General features: G+C 64.6%; 16 protein-coding genes and 1 pseudogene. 8 read left to right on the forward strand and 9 right to left on the reverse strand.

Annotated elements, in window-relative coordinates; translation table 11 throughout:
* Positions 1 to 37 precede the first annotated feature (37 nt).
* The 3 genes from ACT2FV_RS08860 to ACT2FV_RS08870 are packed head-to-tail and all read left to right on the forward strand — an operon-like array spanning position 38 to position 2215.
* Positions 38 to 1009 (forward strand): dipeptidase, encoded by a 972-nt coding sequence (locus tag ACT2FV_RS08860; RefSeq protein ID WP_174909147.1) that lies wholly within the window; start codon positions 38 to 40, stop codon positions 1007 to 1009.
* A gap of 25 nt (positions 1010 to 1034) precedes the next feature.
* Entirely contained in the window at positions 1035 to 1607 is a 573-nt protein-coding gene (locus ACT2FV_RS08865) for a DUF5943 domain-containing protein (protein WP_124620677.1), read from the forward strand.
* A 35-nt stretch (positions 1608 to 1642) separates the two neighbouring features.
* The gene (locus tag ACT2FV_RS08870) at positions 1643 to 2215 is read left to right on the forward strand and encodes a PAS and helix-turn-helix domain-containing protein (RefSeq protein WP_124620675.1); all 573 of its coding nucleotides are present in this window, start codon (positions 1643 to 1645) and stop codon (positions 2213 to 2215) included.
* Positions 2216 to 2371: 156 nt separating this feature from the next.
* Here the strand turns inward: ACT2FV_RS08870 and ACT2FV_RS08875 are convergent, their stop codons facing one another.
* From ACT2FV_RS08875 to ACT2FV_RS08890, 4 genes are all read right to left on the reverse strand, one after another.
* On the reverse strand, positions 2372 to 4264 hold the full coding sequence (locus ACT2FV_RS08875) for an SAM-dependent methyltransferase (protein ID WP_444503673.1): 1893 nt from the start codon (positions 4262 to 4264) through the stop codon (positions 2372 to 2374).
* Positions 4255 to 4446: a hypothetical protein gene (locus tag ACT2FV_RS08880; protein WP_151048241.1), complete on the reverse strand. Its 192-nt coding sequence runs from the start codon at positions 4444 to 4446 to the stop codon at positions 4255 to 4257. The genes ACT2FV_RS08875 and ACT2FV_RS08880 overlap by 10 nt, the downstream gene beginning before the upstream one ends.
* Before the next feature lie 18 nt (positions 4447 to 4464).
* Positions 4465 to 4932 carry a RidA family protein gene (locus ACT2FV_RS08885; protein WP_151048243.1) on the reverse strand — a complete coding sequence of 156 codons (468 nt, stop codon included), beginning with the start codon at positions 4930 to 4932 and terminating at the stop codon, positions 4465 to 4467.
* 253 nt (positions 4933 to 5185) lie between these two features.
* Positions 5186 to 6445: an MFS transporter gene (locus ACT2FV_RS08890; RefSeq protein ID WP_151048245.1), complete on the reverse strand. Its 1260-nt coding sequence runs from the start codon at positions 6443 to 6445 to the stop codon at positions 5186 to 5188.
* A gap of 363 nt (positions 6446 to 6808) precedes the next feature.
* Between ACT2FV_RS08890 and ACT2FV_RS08895 the strand changes: the two are divergent.
* A pseudogene (locus ACT2FV_RS08895) lies at positions 6809 to 7139 on the forward strand (glutathione S-transferase); the annotation flags it as partial.
* Between the two features lie 199 nt (positions 7140 to 7338).
* Here the strand turns inward: ACT2FV_RS08895 and ACT2FV_RS08900 are convergent.
* From ACT2FV_RS08900 to ACT2FV_RS08915, 4 genes are all read right to left on the reverse strand, one after another.
* Complete coding sequence (locus tag ACT2FV_RS08900) at positions 7339 to 8511, reverse strand: NAD(P)/FAD-dependent oxidoreductase (RefSeq protein ID WP_151048247.1); 1173 nt, start codon at positions 8509 to 8511, stop codon at positions 7339 to 7341.
* Between the two features lie 193 nt (positions 8512 to 8704).
* Positions 8705 to 9856 (reverse strand): branched-chain amino acid ABC transporter substrate-binding protein, encoded by a 1152-nt coding sequence (locus ACT2FV_RS08905; protein ID WP_151048249.1) that lies wholly within the window; start codon positions 9854 to 9856, stop codon positions 8705 to 8707.
* Between the two features lie 429 nt (positions 9857 to 10285).
* Positions 10286 to 10477 (reverse strand): CsbD family protein, encoded by a 192-nt coding sequence (locus ACT2FV_RS08910; RefSeq protein WP_059601065.1) that lies wholly within the window; start codon positions 10475 to 10477, stop codon positions 10286 to 10288.
* 157 nt (positions 10478 to 10634) lie between these two features.
* Positions 10635 to 12179 carry a PAS domain S-box protein gene (locus ACT2FV_RS08915; protein ID WP_444503674.1) on the reverse strand — a complete coding sequence of 515 codons (1545 nt, stop codon included), beginning with the start codon at positions 12177 to 12179 and terminating at the stop codon, positions 10635 to 10637.
* Positions 12180 to 12565: 386 nt separating this feature from the next.
* On the opposite strand from ACT2FV_RS08915, the gene ACT2FV_RS08920 reads away from it, so the two are divergent.
* The 4 genes from ACT2FV_RS08920 to ACT2FV_RS08935 are packed head-to-tail and all read left to right on the forward strand — an operon-like array spanning position 12566 to position 13531.
* Complete coding sequence (locus ACT2FV_RS08920) at positions 12566 to 12730, forward strand: hypothetical protein (protein ID WP_162840554.1); 165 nt, start codon at positions 12566 to 12568, stop codon at positions 12728 to 12730.
* A gap of 56 nt (positions 12731 to 12786) precedes the next feature.
* Entirely contained in the window at positions 12787 to 13134 is a 348-nt protein-coding gene (locus tag ACT2FV_RS08925) for a BON domain-containing protein (protein WP_124620670.1), read from the forward strand.
* Positions 13135 to 13187: 53 nt separating this feature from the next.
* Complete coding sequence (locus ACT2FV_RS08930; protein ID WP_059601059.1) at positions 13188 to 13385, forward strand: CsbD family protein; 198 nt, start codon at positions 13188 to 13190, stop codon at positions 13383 to 13385.
* Positions 13382 to 13531: a hypothetical protein gene (locus ACT2FV_RS08935; protein WP_156429781.1), complete on the forward strand. Its 150-nt coding sequence runs from the start codon at positions 13382 to 13384 to the stop codon at positions 13529 to 13531. Before ACT2FV_RS08930 ends, ACT2FV_RS08935 begins: the two co-directional genes overlap by 4 nt.
* Positions 13532 to 13609: 78 nt before the next feature.
* On the opposite strand, the gene ACT2FV_RS08940 is transcribed toward ACT2FV_RS08935, so the two are convergent.
* Complete coding sequence (locus ACT2FV_RS08940) at positions 13610 to 14638, reverse strand: DUF1338 domain-containing protein (RefSeq protein WP_444503675.1); 1029 nt, start codon at positions 14636 to 14638, stop codon at positions 13610 to 13612.
* Positions 14639 to 14807: the final 169 nt, after the last annotated feature.

Below are 14807 nucleotides of genomic sequence, written 5' to 3' on the forward strand. Positions count from 1 at the left end.
AGCCTGTCCGCAAGCATCCAACGCATCGACAGACACCATGACCAGCCTTCACGACTCCAGCATCATCATCGACGGCCTGAACATTTCCCGATTCGAGCGTTCGGTGTTCGAAGACATGCGCGCGGGCGGCGTCACGGCCGTCAACTGCACGGTCTCCGTGTGGGAAGACTTCCAGAAGACGATCGACAACATCGCGGAAATGAAGCAGCAGATCCGCGAATACAGCGAAATCCTCACGCTCGTGCGCACGACGGACGATATCGTGCGCGCGAAGCGGGAGAACAAGACCGGCATCATTCTCGGCTTCCAGAACTCGTATGCGTTCGAGGACAACCTCGGCTATATCGAGGTATTCAAGGAACTCGGCGTGAATGTGGTGCAGCTCTGCTACAACACGCAGAACCTCGTCGGCACGGGTTCCTACGAACCCGACGGCGGGCTGTCCGGATACGGCCGCGAAGTGATTCAGGAGATGAACCGGGTCGGCATCATGGTGGATCTCTCGCACGTCGGCGCGAAGACGTCGTCCGACGCGATCGCCTGTTCGAAGAAGCCCGTCACCTATTCGCACTGCTGCCCGTCCGCGCTGAAGGCGCATCCGCGCAACAAGACGGACGATCAGCTGCGCGAGATCGCGGAAGCAAACGGCTTCGTGGGCGTGACGATGTTCATGCCGTTCCTGCGACGCGGCGCCGACGCGACCATCGACGATTATCTGGAAGCGATCGAATATGTGATCGACTTGATCGGCGAGGACAAGGTCGGTATCGGCACGGACTTCACGCAGGGCTACAGCACCGAGTTCTTCGACTGGATCACGCACGACAAGGGCCGCTATCGTCGCCTGACGGATTTCGGCAAGGTCGTCAATCCGGAAGGCATCCGAACGATCGGCGAATTCCCGAACCTCACGGCCGCGATGCAACGCGCCGGCTGGAGCGAATCGCGCATCCGCAAAGTGATGGGCGAGAACTGGCTGCGGGTGTTCGGCGAAGTCTGGAACGGCTGAATCGCACGACGCATACACACCCGCCATGCAACCGCAATTGCCCATCGACGTCGATCCGGACACCGGTGTCTGGACCACCGACGCGCTGCCGATGCTGTACGTGCCGCGTCACTTCTTCACGAACAATCATGTCGCCGTCGAGGAAGCGCTCGGCCGCGCAGCCTACGCGTCGATTCTCTACACGGCCGGCTACAAGTCCGCCCATCACTGGTGCGACAAGGAAGCGAAGCAGCACGGCATCGGCGGCATGGCCGTGTTCGAACATTATCTGAAACGGCTGTCGCAGCGCGGCTGGGGCGTGTTCAGCATCGCCGAAGCCGATCCGGCGACGTCGCATGCGCGCATCCATCTGCACCACTCGTCGTTCGTGCTGGCGCAGCCCGACAAGCACGGCAAGCTCTGCTACATGTTCGCGGGCTGGTTCGCCGGCGCGATGGACTGGGTCAACGACACCGCGCTCGACACGGCGAGCAAGGGCCCGCGCGCGCATGCTTCGGAGGTCCGGTGCGCGGGAGAAGGACACGACTGCTGTGTCTTTCATGTCGGGCGCAAACCGTTGCAAGCGCTACAATCCGACGGGAGCGAACCCGCCCGATAGCCTTGGTCCGAACACGGTTCGGACCCGTCGACAAGATGCCGACCATGACCGACACGATGCCAAGCCTCGACTACGAAGATCTCTTCAGGCATCTGCCCGTCGCGGCCATCGTCGCCAGGGAACGCATCATGGTCGACTGCAACGAGAAGGCGCTGCAACTGTTCCGGGCGACCCGCGACGACATCATCGACCAGTCGTTCGCGAAGCTGTATCCGCAGCAGAAGGACTTCGCGACGACGGGCCGCCGCCTCGCGCCGCTGCTCGCGAAACATGCGGGGTTCAGCGACGACCGCATCATGCGTCGCGTCGACGGCAGTCATTTCTGGGTCACCGTGTGCGGCTTCGGCTACAACCCGAAGCGGCCCTTCGAGCTGGCCATCTGGACCTTCACCGACCTGTCGGAGAACGCAAAGCATCCCGACGTCACCAGCACCTTGACCGATCGCGAGCGCGACGTCGCGGCATTCCTGGTTCACGGGCTCACCAGCAAGGAAATCGGCAAGGAACTGAGCATCAGCCCGCGCACGGTCGATATTCATCGCGCGAGCTTGTTGAGGAAATACGAGGTGCGCACGACCCACGAACTGATCGCGTGCCTGCTGGCGTGAGTTGCGCGCGAGAGAGCGGCGCATCCTGTATCCCCGCTCCGAAAAAAAGGGGCATCGCGGGAAACCGTGGAGCGTTTGAGGGCGATTGCGGCCTCCGCTGTCGCACGGGTGATGGCAACCGACTACCCGACACCCGCGCCGACAGCGGCACGGGATTCAGACCGTCGCCAGCACCAGACGTGTGGGTGTCTCTCCGAGAAGCAGCGCATCGGTGCGGTTCGCGAAATAAAGCTGATTCAAATCGCTCGGCGCCCATGTGGTGCAGTTGCCGAAACCCAGCGAGACCAACGTTCCGGCAAGCACCTCGGACTCGAAGAAGCTCTTCCATGGCTCCCCGCGCTCGGCGAATTGCACCGTCATCTGCTCCATCGCGATACGCAGGATCGGAGGCAGGCTCGACAGCGGTCGCGCATAGTCGAACAGCACCGCGCTGCCTTCGGCACGGTCGGCGATGAAGCGCAACGTATCGATGACGGCCGCCTCGTCGAGATACATCGTCACCCCGAGCCAACTGAATAAGGTCGGTGCATCCGCATCGAAACCGGCACGCGCAAGACCTTCGGCCAAGCAGACGCGCTCGAAATCGACCGGCACGAAATGCAGCGACGGCGGCACCGCGATGCCGGCCTCGCGCAAGCGCGCCTGCTTCCACGCCTGCGTCGCCGGCAGATCGACTTCGAAGATACGCCCTGGCGCGTCGGGATGCCGGTATGCGCTGGTGTCCAGCCCCGCGCCGAGCACCACATACTGGCGAATACCCCGTTCAAGCGCCGCTGCCCACACGTCGTCGGCCAGCCGGCTACGCACGATCACCGAGCTGCGCAGCCCGACCGAAGCCGGATGCCGGAACCGGTCGATGTCGTCGCGCACGGCCTGAGCTTCAGCCGCGCCGAGGACAGCCAGGGCAACCGGATCGTCCAGCACCAGCGGCCGATCGAGCAACTGGTGCGCAGCACGCTGCGTGGCCACCATCAACGCGCTCGGCTTGGGCGCGGCGTTGGCCGAGATCACGTCATGGCCGGCGAAATTCGCCTTGTGCAGATAGGCGAGCAACGCATCGTCGATGCCGACGCCGAGTTGCAGATCCGGTTCACGCATCATCACATCGAGTACGCGCGTCTCGAGCACCGTGTCCTCTCCGCAGAAGCTGTCGCGAAATAGTTGCTGCCAGCGCTTGACGACCGACTGTACCGGTGCCGCACCCGCATCGACTCCGGCTTCCATCAGAGCGCGCAAATCGCCTACCAGCGTGGGCCACGCGCGACTTTTCATCATCGCGAACTGGCGACACCGCACCTCGTCCATCTGCGACGCGCCGAGATACTTCGCGAACAGCGCGCAGCGCGCGTGCACGAATGCTTCATCGATCCACGCGAGCATCTGCGCCGTGATGCCGACGAGTTGCGGTGCACGCGGCTCGTCGAGCTGCATCGTCATCAGCTTGGCGGCGAGCGTCGGGTCGTTGCGGGTCATCCGGACCACGAGCCGGATCCAGCGCCACGCGAGCGCAATGGCCGCGTCGCCGTCGGTCGACAACGGCCGCTGCACGGCCTCGCGAACTTCGTCGATGAGCGCCGACCATGCCGGATCGGTCGACGGCATCGACGCCGGCCCGGCTGCCAGCAGCGCATCGAATTCGTCGTCATCGAGGTGTTTTTGAACCATGTTCATTAGCTCCAGAGCATTCAGCCAGTCGGTCGTCGTGGTCTCGCCGTCGGTGGCGATCATGTCCACGATGTATCGCAGGTGACGACCGAGGCGATGCGCGCGTGCCGCCCGTGCGTCGAGCTCCGCGATCTGGCGCTGCAGAAGCTGAAGCGGCGCATCTGCGTACTGACCATCGAGGCTGGCCTTGATGTCCGGAAGCGAATACCCAAATTGCTTCAATGCCTCGATCCGATGCAGCCGGATGAGATCGTCCCGCCCGTACAGGCGCGCGCCACCGTCGGTGCGCTGCGACGGCGACAGCAGTCCGATTGCATCGTAGTGATGCAACGCACGGACGCTCAATCCCGCCTTCTTCGCCAGATCGCCGATTTTCAGTCGCATTTTTCCCAGTCGTCGGTATCGACCATAAAAGCTGACATCACGTCAGTTGCAAGCGAAATCGCAAAGGTTGCGTGGGCAACGCTCGACACGGAAATAGTTTTCGCTATGATCTGCGATCGTTGCTCTACGACAAGCGCATGCACCCTGACAAATGGTCCGTGCTGCGAGTTTGCATTCGTCATCGTGTCGCCGTCGATGCGTTAGTACCCACTCATGATCTCGATGATCGCTTCGATTTCCACCGACATCCCATTGGGTAGCGAACCCATCCCAACCGCCGACCTGGCGTGTCGACCGCGGTCGCCCAGAACCTCCACAAACAGGTCTGAACAGCCATTAATGACCTTTGGATGATCGCAAAAATCCGGCTCGGCGTTCACCATGCCGAAGATTTTCAAAACGCCCGCCACGTGATCAAGGGACCCTGCCGCCTGCCGAATTGTCGACAACAGCTGCAGACCCACTTGACGGGCATCGGCATAGCCACGATCGACACTGTAGTTCCGGCCTAATTTCCCCTTGATAACCGCACCAGAAGCATCGCGAGGCCCCTGACCGGACAAATAAAGAATCTGGCCGGATCGTCGCCAACTCATGAAGTTGGCGATTGGTGAAGGAATTGGAGGCAGCACTAACCCTAAACTTTTGAGTCGCTCTTCGGTAGTCATAGCAGTCTTGGTTTTAGTGGTCGGTTTGAACCGGAAAGGCGCAACGGCTTCGGTTATCAGTTTGGCACATCTGTCGACGTCGTCTTCACAATCACTTCCGTGTGAGTGAGGCGATCTTCCTCGTATGACGACGTTCGACTTGCTCACAACGGTCCGTGAATCTGGGTAATCGGTTCAAGACCGCTGCCAGTCTGACGCCGTCGATGTCAAACGGAACGAGTGTCCCGTGCGTTGTCTTGTGGTACGCGCCGAGTCATGGCTGCGTCGAACGTTCGGCGTGCGGGGCGGCAGTTTGGACCGCGACGTGAACGCGCTTCGCCGCGTGCCGGGCATGGCGGTTCGCGGCCAGCGTGATGAGCAGCGCGGCGAACTCGCACAGTCCACCGATCGCGCCGATGTCCGTCACAGAGCGGTACGCAACGATGAACGACCCGAGCGCCGCGCCGAGCGCGAAGCCCAGATACGTGAACGATGAATTGAGCGACAGCGAGACTGGCGCGACGTCAAGGCCGGCGATGCCGATCAGATTGGTTTGCTGGGCCGGGTTGAACGCCCAGCCCGCCGCGCCCCACGCGGCGATCGCGATGAGGATCGCGATTCGCGCATGCGCGGGTTCCAGGTGCAGCGCACTGGCGGTCAGGCTCCCATACGACAGCATCATCACGATCAGGCAGACGATCAGCACCCTCCCGCTGCCGAAGCGATCGGTTGCACGGCCGCTGATGAACACGCCGACGCCGGCAAACACGCCGTACAACAGCAGCACGGCGCCCACTTGCGCGCAGCTGAAGCCGGGGCGGCCCGTCAGGAACGGCGCCAGATAGGGATAGATGGACCAGATGCCCGCGGCCCATAGGATCGTAATGAGCAGCGTGACCAGCACGGCAGGCTGCCGCCCGACGGCCACACGTTGCGCGAGCGACGGTACCGACAGGTACGTGCCGATCCCGCGCGGCAAGCCGACCATCACCCCGAGCGTCACGACCGCGGACAGCACACCGATGCCGGCGAACGTCGCTCGCCAGCCGAATTGACCGCCGATCCACGCGCCGAGCGGCACGCCGAGTGCGACGGCGACTGTAACCCCGCCATGGACGGTCGCGAGCGCGCGCCCCCTACGCTCCGGCGTAACGAGCGAGCCGGCGAGCGCATTCGCGCTGGGCATATACAGGCCCGCCGACACGGCCAGCAGGACGCGCGCGGCCAGCAGCGACAGATAGCCGGGCGATGCACAAGCCGCGAAATTGGCGGCGGTGAAGCACAGCAGCGCGACGATCAGGAAGCGCCGCCGGTTGACGCCTGCACTAACCGTCGTCAGGATCGGCGAGCTGATCGCATAGGATAGGGAAAAGACGGTGACGAGCTGCCCCGCCACCGCGACGGTGATGGACAGATCCGTCGCGATGATCGGCAGCAGCCCCGCGAGCATGAATCCTTCGGTTCCAATCGCAAAGGCGCCCAACGCCAGGAAATACAGCGAAGCGTTCTGTTTCAGTTCGGCGGCTGACGCCATGAAATCGTCTCCCTACTGATGAATCCGGAAAGTGGACGCATTCGCGCGCGCCGGTCGCGCTGCGCCAGCGCGCGGTCGACGGGCGGAGCACGTGGTGGCCATGCACATACGCGTCGTTCGGATCACGAGCCTGCTCCAGCGCCAAGCCATGCCCGGACCGCCTCGTCGGTATCGAACATAAAAGCTGACGTAACGTCAGGTGCAAGCGAAATCGGAAAGAGTGCGTGAGCAACGCTTGACAAAGGCTGCCGCGCGACCGGCAAATCCGGCAGGATCGACTACGTGCTCGCGACAAGAAGATCGGGAACGCGGATCAAGGGCCGTATCCGAGGAACCAGTCAATCCAGGCGCCAGCATCGACGGCTGGGGGTGCTCGACGCCATCAGCGTTTATTTCCGCCACGGTACGCCCGGGCTGGGCCGCGACGTCGAGACGTATCAAAACCCGGAGTGGGGGTTTCGTCGACGCGAAGGCGCTACGAGGCATGCGCTATGTCGATGCCGTGCCGCAACGACAACAGGATGTCGAGGGCGACAAGTTCTCGATGGCCGACATCACCGTCATCGGTGGTTTAATCTTTGCGATGCTGGTGAAGCTGCCGGTGCATGACGAATGCGAGGCGACTCGAGCCTGGTGCGCGAGAATGCCGGAGCGCGAGAGCGTGCGGGATCCGCCCGTATTCGCTACCCGTTGACCCGAGCCGGTTGCAGGCGGTCACATGAGGAATCTCGAACGCACTCGTGAGAATGGTTGCAGGTGGCCGGTCACCGACGTCCTTATCGGGCATCTCCCCGGAAATCCGCGATGAGCAAAAAAAGCCCGGCGAAGCCGGGCCAATCAGATTGAGACACAAGGAGAATCCCGCCCACCCCACACCGGGCGGTCACGCCGCGCTACACGACGTTCTTTTCGACGATCGGCCGGTTTTCGAGCACACGCTCCCAGCCGAGCGACGACAGGTCGAGCGATTCATACCGCCCGCCCAGGATCAGTTCACTCACTCCACGCCCCGTCGCGGGCCCTTGCTGCAGCCCGTGCCCGCTATACCCGTTCGCGAACACCACGTTGTCGAGTTCGGGGTGATATCCGATGATCGCGTTGTGATCGAACACGTTGTACTCGTAGTATCCGGACCAGCAGTTCTCCACGCGCAGCGCTTCGAACTCCGGCACGCGATTGGCGAGCGTCGGCCAGATCACCTCGTCGAACAGGTCGTGATCGACCTCGTCGAGCGGCAGGTCGTCGGGATCGCGATCCGGGCTCGGCGATGTTCCGCAGATGTACGTGCGCCCTTCCGGCCGGAAATACACGCCCGTCGGATCGATCAGCAGCGGGCAATCGGTCAGCTTCGCCGGCGACGACACGTTGAAGATGCTGCGACGCCGCGCATACACGGGGATGTCGATGCCCATCATCGACGACAGCGTGCGCGTCCACGCACCGGCCGCGTTGACGAGCGTGTCGCATGCGTAGCGCTCGCCGTCGTTCGTCATCACGTGCGTGACCTTGCGACCGTCGCGAATGACGCCGGTCACATCGGCCGGAACATACCGCGCGCCCAGTGCTTGCGCCTTCTTGCGCAGCGCCTGCACGAGCCCGTAACCGTCGAACCACCCTTCGCCGCTCACGCCATAGCAGCCCGACACGAGATCGTCGACGTTCAGCCAGGGAAACTTCGCGCGCAGCGCATCGCGATCCATCAGCAGGATATCCGCGCCGAGCTTCGTCTGCAGCGCATGGTTCTCGCGCAGCGTCGCATCGCCCGCCGGCGTCGCGAGAAACAGATAACCGCCTTCGTGCAGATCGATCGACGGCCGCGTACCGTCGACCTCGAGCCGTTCGCCGATCGTGCGCAGGAAGTCGATCCCGAACAGCGACATCTCGATCGACAGCGGCGTCGAGAACTGCTGGCGAATCGACGCGGCCGACAGCGCCGACGACGACCTCGCATAGGTGGGATCGCGTTCGATGACGGTCACGGACACCGTCGGATCGGTAGCACGCAGAAAATAGGCGATCGAGCTGCCGATCACACCACCGCCGACGATGACGACTTGAGAACTCACGACTGACTCCAGTTGCACGTGAAAGGCGCGGCCGGCCGGCCGCGCCGAAGGTTGTTCGTGCCGCGTCGCGCGCGGCGCCGTGCGAGCGGACCACCCGGCGAATCGCCCCGACGTGCGCCGCGACCGCATCCGATCGCTTCGGCTATTTCAGCACGTCCTGCATCGCCGCGAAAGTCCGCGCGCGTTCGGGTATTCAGTCCGCCGTTTGCGTGGTGACGGGCTGCCACGCGGCGTTCTTCACTTCATACAGCGTCGAGCTCGGGTTCTTCAGGTCGCCCGTGTTCGTGAACGCGATCGTGCCGGTGATGCCGTCGTAGCGCGTGCCCTTCAGCGCGCCGTTGAAATCGGCCGGCTTCGTCGAGTTCGCCTTCTGCATCGCGTTGATCGCGATCCACGTCGCGTCGTACGCGAACGGCGCATAAGCGAGCATGTCGACGCCGTACTTCTGCCGGAACTTCGTTTCGAACTGCTTGCCCTTCGCGAGACGCGCGAGCGGCTGCCCGTATTCCCACACGGCCGCGCCTTCGGCCGCGTTGCCGGCGAGCTTGATGAAATTCGCGTTCATCACGCCGCCACCGGCCAGGAACTGCGCGCGGATGCCGAGCTGGCGCATGCGCTTGACCAGCATCGCGGACTGCGCGTCGAGGCCGCCGAAGAACACCAGGTCGGCATTCGTGCTCTTGATCTTCGTGAGCTGCGCGCTGAAGTCGACGGCCTTGTCGTTCGTGAATTCGCGCGCGACGATCGTGCCGCCGTTCGCCTTCGCGGCCTTCTCGAACTCGTCCGCTTCGCCCTGGCCGAACGCGGTGCGGTCGTCGATGATCGCGATGCGCTTCGCCTTGGTCACACTCGCCGCATACGAACCGGCGTTGCCGGCGTTCTGCGCGTCGGTCGCGATCACGCGATACACGGTGCCGAGCCCGGCGCGCGTGATGTCCGGATTGGTCGCCGACGGCGTGATCATCGGAATGCCGGCCTTCGCGTAGATCTTCGACGCGGGCAGCGTCGTGCCGGAATTGAAGTGGCCGATCACGACGGCCACCTGCGCGTCGGTCAACTGCTGCGCGGCCTGCACGCCGATGCGCGGATCGCTCTGGTCGTCCTGCGACGCGACGACGAACTTCACCGGCTTGCCGCCGATCGTCGTGTGCGCGGCGTTCGCTTCATCCACGGCCATGCGCACGCCGTTCTCGATGTCCTTGCCGTACGCGGCGCCGCCGCCGGTCAGCGGCACGGCCACGCCGACCTTGACGACCGTCTCCTGCGCGTGGGCCGCGCCCGTCTGGAACGCGAGGATCGCGGCGGTCAGTGCAATACCGGAAAGCGAACGAATGCGGAACGTCATCAGCCAATCCTTCTTCTGTGGGTCGGGATGCGACGCGCGATCATCGCGCGCCGGCGACCTCCCGCGTGCCGGTGATTGTTCTGTCGCCGGCCTGGCGCCGATGGCGCGTCACTTGCCGGTCGATCTTCGCGGTTCCTTCTCCGGGAAACCTGTCGGCGCGAAAGAGGTGAACCGATTGTGGGTAGCCAATACGCGTGCAGCAAACGAAATATCGGAACTACGTTGTGAGGAATTGTCATCAAGTGCCGACGCTACCGACGGCACGCGGCCCGCGCGACGGCGGGCCGGGGAGAAGAAACATCAGCGGCGTGCGCGCATGCCCCGTTGCACCGAGGCTGAGCGGGGGTAATGCCGATGAAGAATCATCACCGAATCAGGCAGCGGCAACGCTCGGCACATCGCGCGATTCGGTCGATGACGCGGGGCCGGTCAATGCCTGTCGGTGCCCGTCTGCTTGCGCACGGCATCGGCCGCCTCGCCGGCCTTCTCCTGGACCTCGCCGGCCTGCTGTTCCGCCACGCCTTCCGCTTCCGTCTCGCGGTCGCCCGTCACCTTGCCGAGCGCTTCCTTGACCGAACCCTTCACTTGTTTGAGTTTGCCTTCGATGCGATTCCTGTCCATGGTCGTCTCCTGCGATGAGTTGGGGAGAGAGAGCCGACGGCACGGCAGCCTGCGCCGCACCGCCGAGTGGACAGGATCGCAGCCGCGCGCCGCGCGCGGCAGATGCGGATGCACCAGCCTGCATGGTGCATTCGCACCGATGGCCCGACGCCTGGCGTCAGTCCTTGCCGCTCGTGCCGCCCTTCTCGGCGCCCTTCTCGCCCCGCACGCCGTTCGTGTCGGACGCGCCGACGATCCCCCGCTCGCGCGCCCACACGATCGCCTCGCCGCGGCTATGCACGTCGAGCTTCGCGTAGATCGTCGCGACGTGATTGCGCACCGTGTTCGGGGCGAGCCCGAGGCGAGCGGCGATCTCCTTGTCGGCGAGGCCGTGACACAGCAGGTCGAACACGTCGCGCTCGCGCGCGGTGAGGTCCGACAACTGCGCGCCCGCGTCCGGCGCATTCGCGCGCCGCACGTTCGCCAGTTTTTCGATCAGCGTGCGGCTGAACCACGACGCGTCCTGCATCGCGGTCTCGATCGCATAGACGAGTTCCATCTCGGTCCGCTTGCGGTCGCTGATGTCGAGCAGCGCGATCAGCACGCAATCCTGCCCGTGAATCGCGACCGGTTCGGCCGACACGACGCAATCGCGCACATCGCCGTCGCGCGTGCGGATCTGCACGTCCGCGTTGCGCACGTTGCCGTCGCGCGCGAGCTGGCTGTCGATGCGCTGCCGGGCCCCGCGGTCGGCCCACAGCCCGATCTCGTCCGCCGACTTGCCGAGCAGATCGTCGCGCGCATGGCCGGCCATTCCGACGAAGGCATCGTTCACGTCGAGCAGCTCGAAGCGGCCGGCCGTGACGATCGCGGTCGCGACCGGCGCCATCCGGAACGCCTTCGCGAAACGCTCTTCGCTCTGCCGCAGCGCGAGCTCGGCCTGCTTGCGCGGCTCGAGATCCATGAACGTGAACAGCATGCATGCCTCGCCGTTCATGTCGATCGGCTGCCCGGCAACCACCACCGCCTTCGTGCCGCCGTCCGCGCACTTGAGCACGGCCTCCATCTGCGGGATCGTCGCGCCGTCACCCAGCCGCTCGATCGCGAGTTCGCGCCGCTCGGCCTGTTCGAGCACGTCGACTTCGTAGACGGAGCGGCCGAGCACGTCGTCGCGCGCATGGCCCGTCATCTCGAGGAAGCCTTGATTGACCTTCACGTAGCGCAGGTCGTCGAGCCGGCAGATCACGGCCGGCGCCGGGTTCGCGTTGAACGTGCGCTCGAAGCGGTCCTCGGCGCTCGCCCATTCGGTCGCATCGTGCAGCACGAGCGCGAGGCAGTCGGGCTCGCCGGCCGCGTTCGTCAGCACGAGGCTGCGGATGCGGTGGACCCAGCTCACGTTCTCGTCGGCGGCCGATTCGACTTCGACGGTCACGTCGCTGAATTCCTCGCCCGCGATCACGCGATCCATCGGATAGTGGCCGTCGCGCACCGGATGATTGTTCCGGTAGCGAAGCCGGAAGCGCTCGCGATACTCGGTGACGTCCGCGCCGAGCGCGTCGAGCTCGGTGACGCCGTGCATCGCGAGCGCGGCCTCGTTCGCCCACACGATGCGCTGGTCGGGCTCGATCAGGATCACGCCCTCGGCGAGCCCCGCGATGATCTGGTGCAGCTGGCGCCTGTCGGTATGCGACTTCAGCGCCTGTTCGTTTACGCGTTCGTCCATTGATCGGTGGTCCACATGGTCGACATGGTTGACGGGCCGGTCGCCTCCGCGCCAACCTGCGCCGGCTGGCGCGTGCACGCGATGATCGCGTGCGGCCGATGCAATCGACAGGCGCGGATGCACCATGCGCAATAGTACATTCGCACGCCGCGCCGCCTGCGTGCGCTATCCCGCCGAGCTGCGCGCGGCACGACTGGCGCGCCGATCATCCCGCATCGCGCGCATCACGACGCACGTCCCGTTCCCGCTCCTTCGTTCCGTCCCCGTGCAAACGCACTAGCCGATCCGGTGAATTTGCGCGATGTCCGCGTGCATTCGCGCCGGTACGCTGGTAGTGCATCGGCGCCCATGCGCCGCCCTTTCATACCGCAGAGGAGGATCCCCTGATGAAGCTGCATCAGACACCCGATCCGACGCGACCCGAGCCGGCCCCGGACCATCCGCCCGAACCGTCGCCCGGCACCGATCCGCCGGTGCCGTTGCCGCCCGACGTGCCGCGCCCCGACATGCCGCCGCGCGAGCCCGGCTACGACACGCCGATCGCACGGTAACGCACGGCGCGCCTGCGCCGATTCCCATCCACCACGTCAATCGAAGGAGCACATCCATGAACAAGACCTCGAACCTGTCGGCGCTGCTCGCCGTCAGCGCGGCGTTCCTGCTTTGCGCCGCCCCGCTCACGAACGCACAGGCATCGTCGTCGACCGACGACGGCATGAAGGCGGAATCGAACCAGCCCGTCACCGACACGTGGATCACGACCAAGGTGAAGAGCGAACTCGCGACCACGGATGGCGTGAAAAGCGTCCACGTCAACGTGAAGACGGTCGATGGCGTCGTCACGCTGACGGGCGTGCTGCCGTCGAAGACCGCGGTGAAGAAGGCCGTCGCCGTGACGCGCTCGATCAAGGGCGTGAAGCACGTCGACGCATCCGGCCTGAAGGCGAAGGCCTGAACCGTCGCGCGGCCGAGCGTCGCGCTTTTTTCCCCTTATTCCAGGAGCACACGATGAACGAAGACAAGATCAAGGGTCAATGGAAGCAGTTGACCGGCAAGCTGAAGGCCAAGTGGGGCAAGCTGACCGACGACGATCTCGCGGTCGCCGAAGGCAACCGCGACTATCTGGCCGGCAGGATCCAGGAGCGTTACGGGATCGCACGCGACGAAGCCGAGAAGCAGTTGAAGGAGTTCGATCGCGACCTTTGACGCGACGTCGCCTCACCCCGCCGCGATGCGTCCTGCATCGCGGCCACGCGGAGGACCACGACATGGGCAAATATCTGATCGCATGGCTGCTCGGCGTACCGCTCGGCGTGCTGGTGCTGTTCTATCTGGTCACGCACCTGTTCTGACGATCGCGCCGCCCATCCAATGCAAACGGGCCGGCGGCTGTTGACAGCCGTCGGCCCGTTTGTCTGCGTGCGTGGCGTCTACTTCGCCGCGTTCGCCGTCATCTTGAAGATGCCCTGCGCGTTGCCCGCGTCGAAACGCAGGTCCGTCACCCAGCGGCGCTCCGCCTGGTCGAACGTGCGGCGGCGCGTGATGAACTCGTAGAACGAGCCCGGCACGTTGCGTTTCACGGTCCCGCCGTCGCGCGTGCGGAATTCGCGCTCGACGATGTCCGCGCGATAGGCGGTCTGGAACACGCGGCCCGAACGCGAGCGCTCGACTTCCGGCTTCATCGGCCGGCCCTTCGCCTTCTCGTCGTCGGATAGCTTGAACACGTCGGCCACGCGATCGGTCGCATGGTTGAACGCATTGCCTTCGGTCGCGATCCACGCCATCTCGGCCGATTCGAGCAGCAGCGTCTCGTAGTCGAGTTCGTTCGGCAGGTCGTGCTGGCGAGCGAATGCGCCGACGATCTCCGGCAGCAGCGCATGCGCGGCGTCGAGCGGGAGCCAGCCTTCGCGCTCGATCTCCCACAGCAGCGCGACGGACGCCGGCGACAGCGGATCGCGCGACGAGCTCACGACGTTCGTCACGGCCTGCTGAAATTCCCTGGAGAAGCGCTCCGGATGCAGTTCGCTGACGAAGAACTGCGCAATCTCGTCCGGTGCGTCTTCATGCGCATACGCGCGGCCCGTCATGCCGAGCTTGTCGAGCGGATAACGGCCGTTCAGGCGGAAGCCGAGCGGACGCAGGATGCGCGTGAACGCGGCTTCGCCCGGCGGCAGCGCGCCCGTGTGCGGCCAGCGCACCGTTCGCAGCGCGCCGTGGTCGAAGTAGACCGAGCCGCCGTTTTCGATCGCATCGGCCGTGTACGCGCGGCCGTTCGCCGAACGTTCGAGCAGCCCTTCGAACAGCGCCATGTTCATCGCCTGCGCGATTTCCGCGCGCGTGACGACGTCGGTTTCCCATTCGTCGAGGATGGCCGGCATGTTCAGGGTCGCGAACAGGGCGTCGGTCTTCGCCTGTCCCAGCAGCTTCGTCAGCAGGCTCTCGATATTCGGATTGCGCATCAGGATTCTCGTGTTTCGGGGGACCGCCGGCAAGCGTGCCGGCAACTCGATTGGCCGGCCGCCCAGCGGGCGCCTGGCCTTGCGTGGGATGCATTATTCAAAGGGTTGCAGCGGGGCGTAAAGCGAGATTAAATTGAGACGTGATGAGTTTTTGGAATTATCGGCCGTC

The sequence above is a fragment of the Burkholderia sp. PR2 genome, assembly GCF_052372875.1.
Classification (GTDB): domain Bacteria; phylum Pseudomonadota; class Gammaproteobacteria; order Burkholderiales; family Burkholderiaceae; genus Burkholderia; species Burkholderia diffusa.

Excerpts from the sequence above, each read along its gene's own strand:
- ACT2FV_RS08860 (WP_174909147.1), top strand. The coding sequence starts at position 38 with ATGACCAGCCTTCACGACTCCAGCATCATCATCGACGGCCTGAACATT.
- ACT2FV_RS08865 (WP_124620677.1), top strand. The coding sequence starts at position 1,035 with ATGCAACCGCAATTGCCCATCGACGTCGATCCGGACACCGGTGTCTGG.
- ACT2FV_RS08870 (WP_124620675.1), top strand. The coding sequence starts at position 1,643 with ATGCCGACCATGACCGACACGATGCCAAGCCTCGACTACGAAGATCTC.
- ACT2FV_RS08875 (WP_444503673.1), bottom strand. The coding sequence starts at position 4,264 with ATGCGACTGAAAATCGGCGATCTGGCGAAGAAGGCGGGATTGAGCGTC.
- ACT2FV_RS08880 (WP_151048241.1), bottom strand. The coding sequence starts at position 4,446 with ATGACGAATGCAAACTCGCAGCACGGACCATTTGTCAGGGTGCATGCG.
- ACT2FV_RS08885 (WP_151048243.1), bottom strand. The coding sequence starts at position 4,932 with ATGACTACCGAAGAGCGACTCAAAAGTTTAGGGTTAGTGCTGCCTCCA.
- ACT2FV_RS08890 (WP_151048245.1), bottom strand. The coding sequence starts at position 6,445 with ATGGCGTCAGCCGCCGAACTGAAACAGAACGCTTCGCTGTATTTCCTG.
- ACT2FV_RS08905 (WP_151048249.1), bottom strand. The coding sequence starts at position 9,856 with ATGACGTTCCGCATTCGTTCGCTTTCCGGTATTGCACTGACCGCCGCG.
- ACT2FV_RS08910 (WP_059601065.1), bottom strand. The coding sequence starts at position 10,477 with ATGGACAGGAATCGCATCGAAGGCAAACTCAAACAAGTGAAGGGTTCG.
- ACT2FV_RS08915 (WP_444503674.1), bottom strand. The coding sequence starts at position 12,179 with ATGGACGAACGCGTAAACGAACAGGCGCTGAAGTCGCATACCGACAGG.
- ACT2FV_RS08920 (WP_162840554.1), top strand. The coding sequence starts at position 12,566 with ATGAAGCTGCATCAGACACCCGATCCGACGCGACCCGAGCCGGCCCCG.
- ACT2FV_RS08925 (WP_124620670.1), top strand. The coding sequence starts at position 12,787 with ATGAACAAGACCTCGAACCTGTCGGCGCTGCTCGCCGTCAGCGCGGCG.
- ACT2FV_RS08930 (WP_059601059.1), top strand. The coding sequence starts at position 13,188 with ATGAACGAAGACAAGATCAAGGGTCAATGGAAGCAGTTGACCGGCAAG.
- ACT2FV_RS08940 (WP_444503675.1), bottom strand. The coding sequence starts at position 14,638 with ATGCGCAATCCGAATATCGAGAGCCTGCTGACGAAGCTGCTGGGACAG.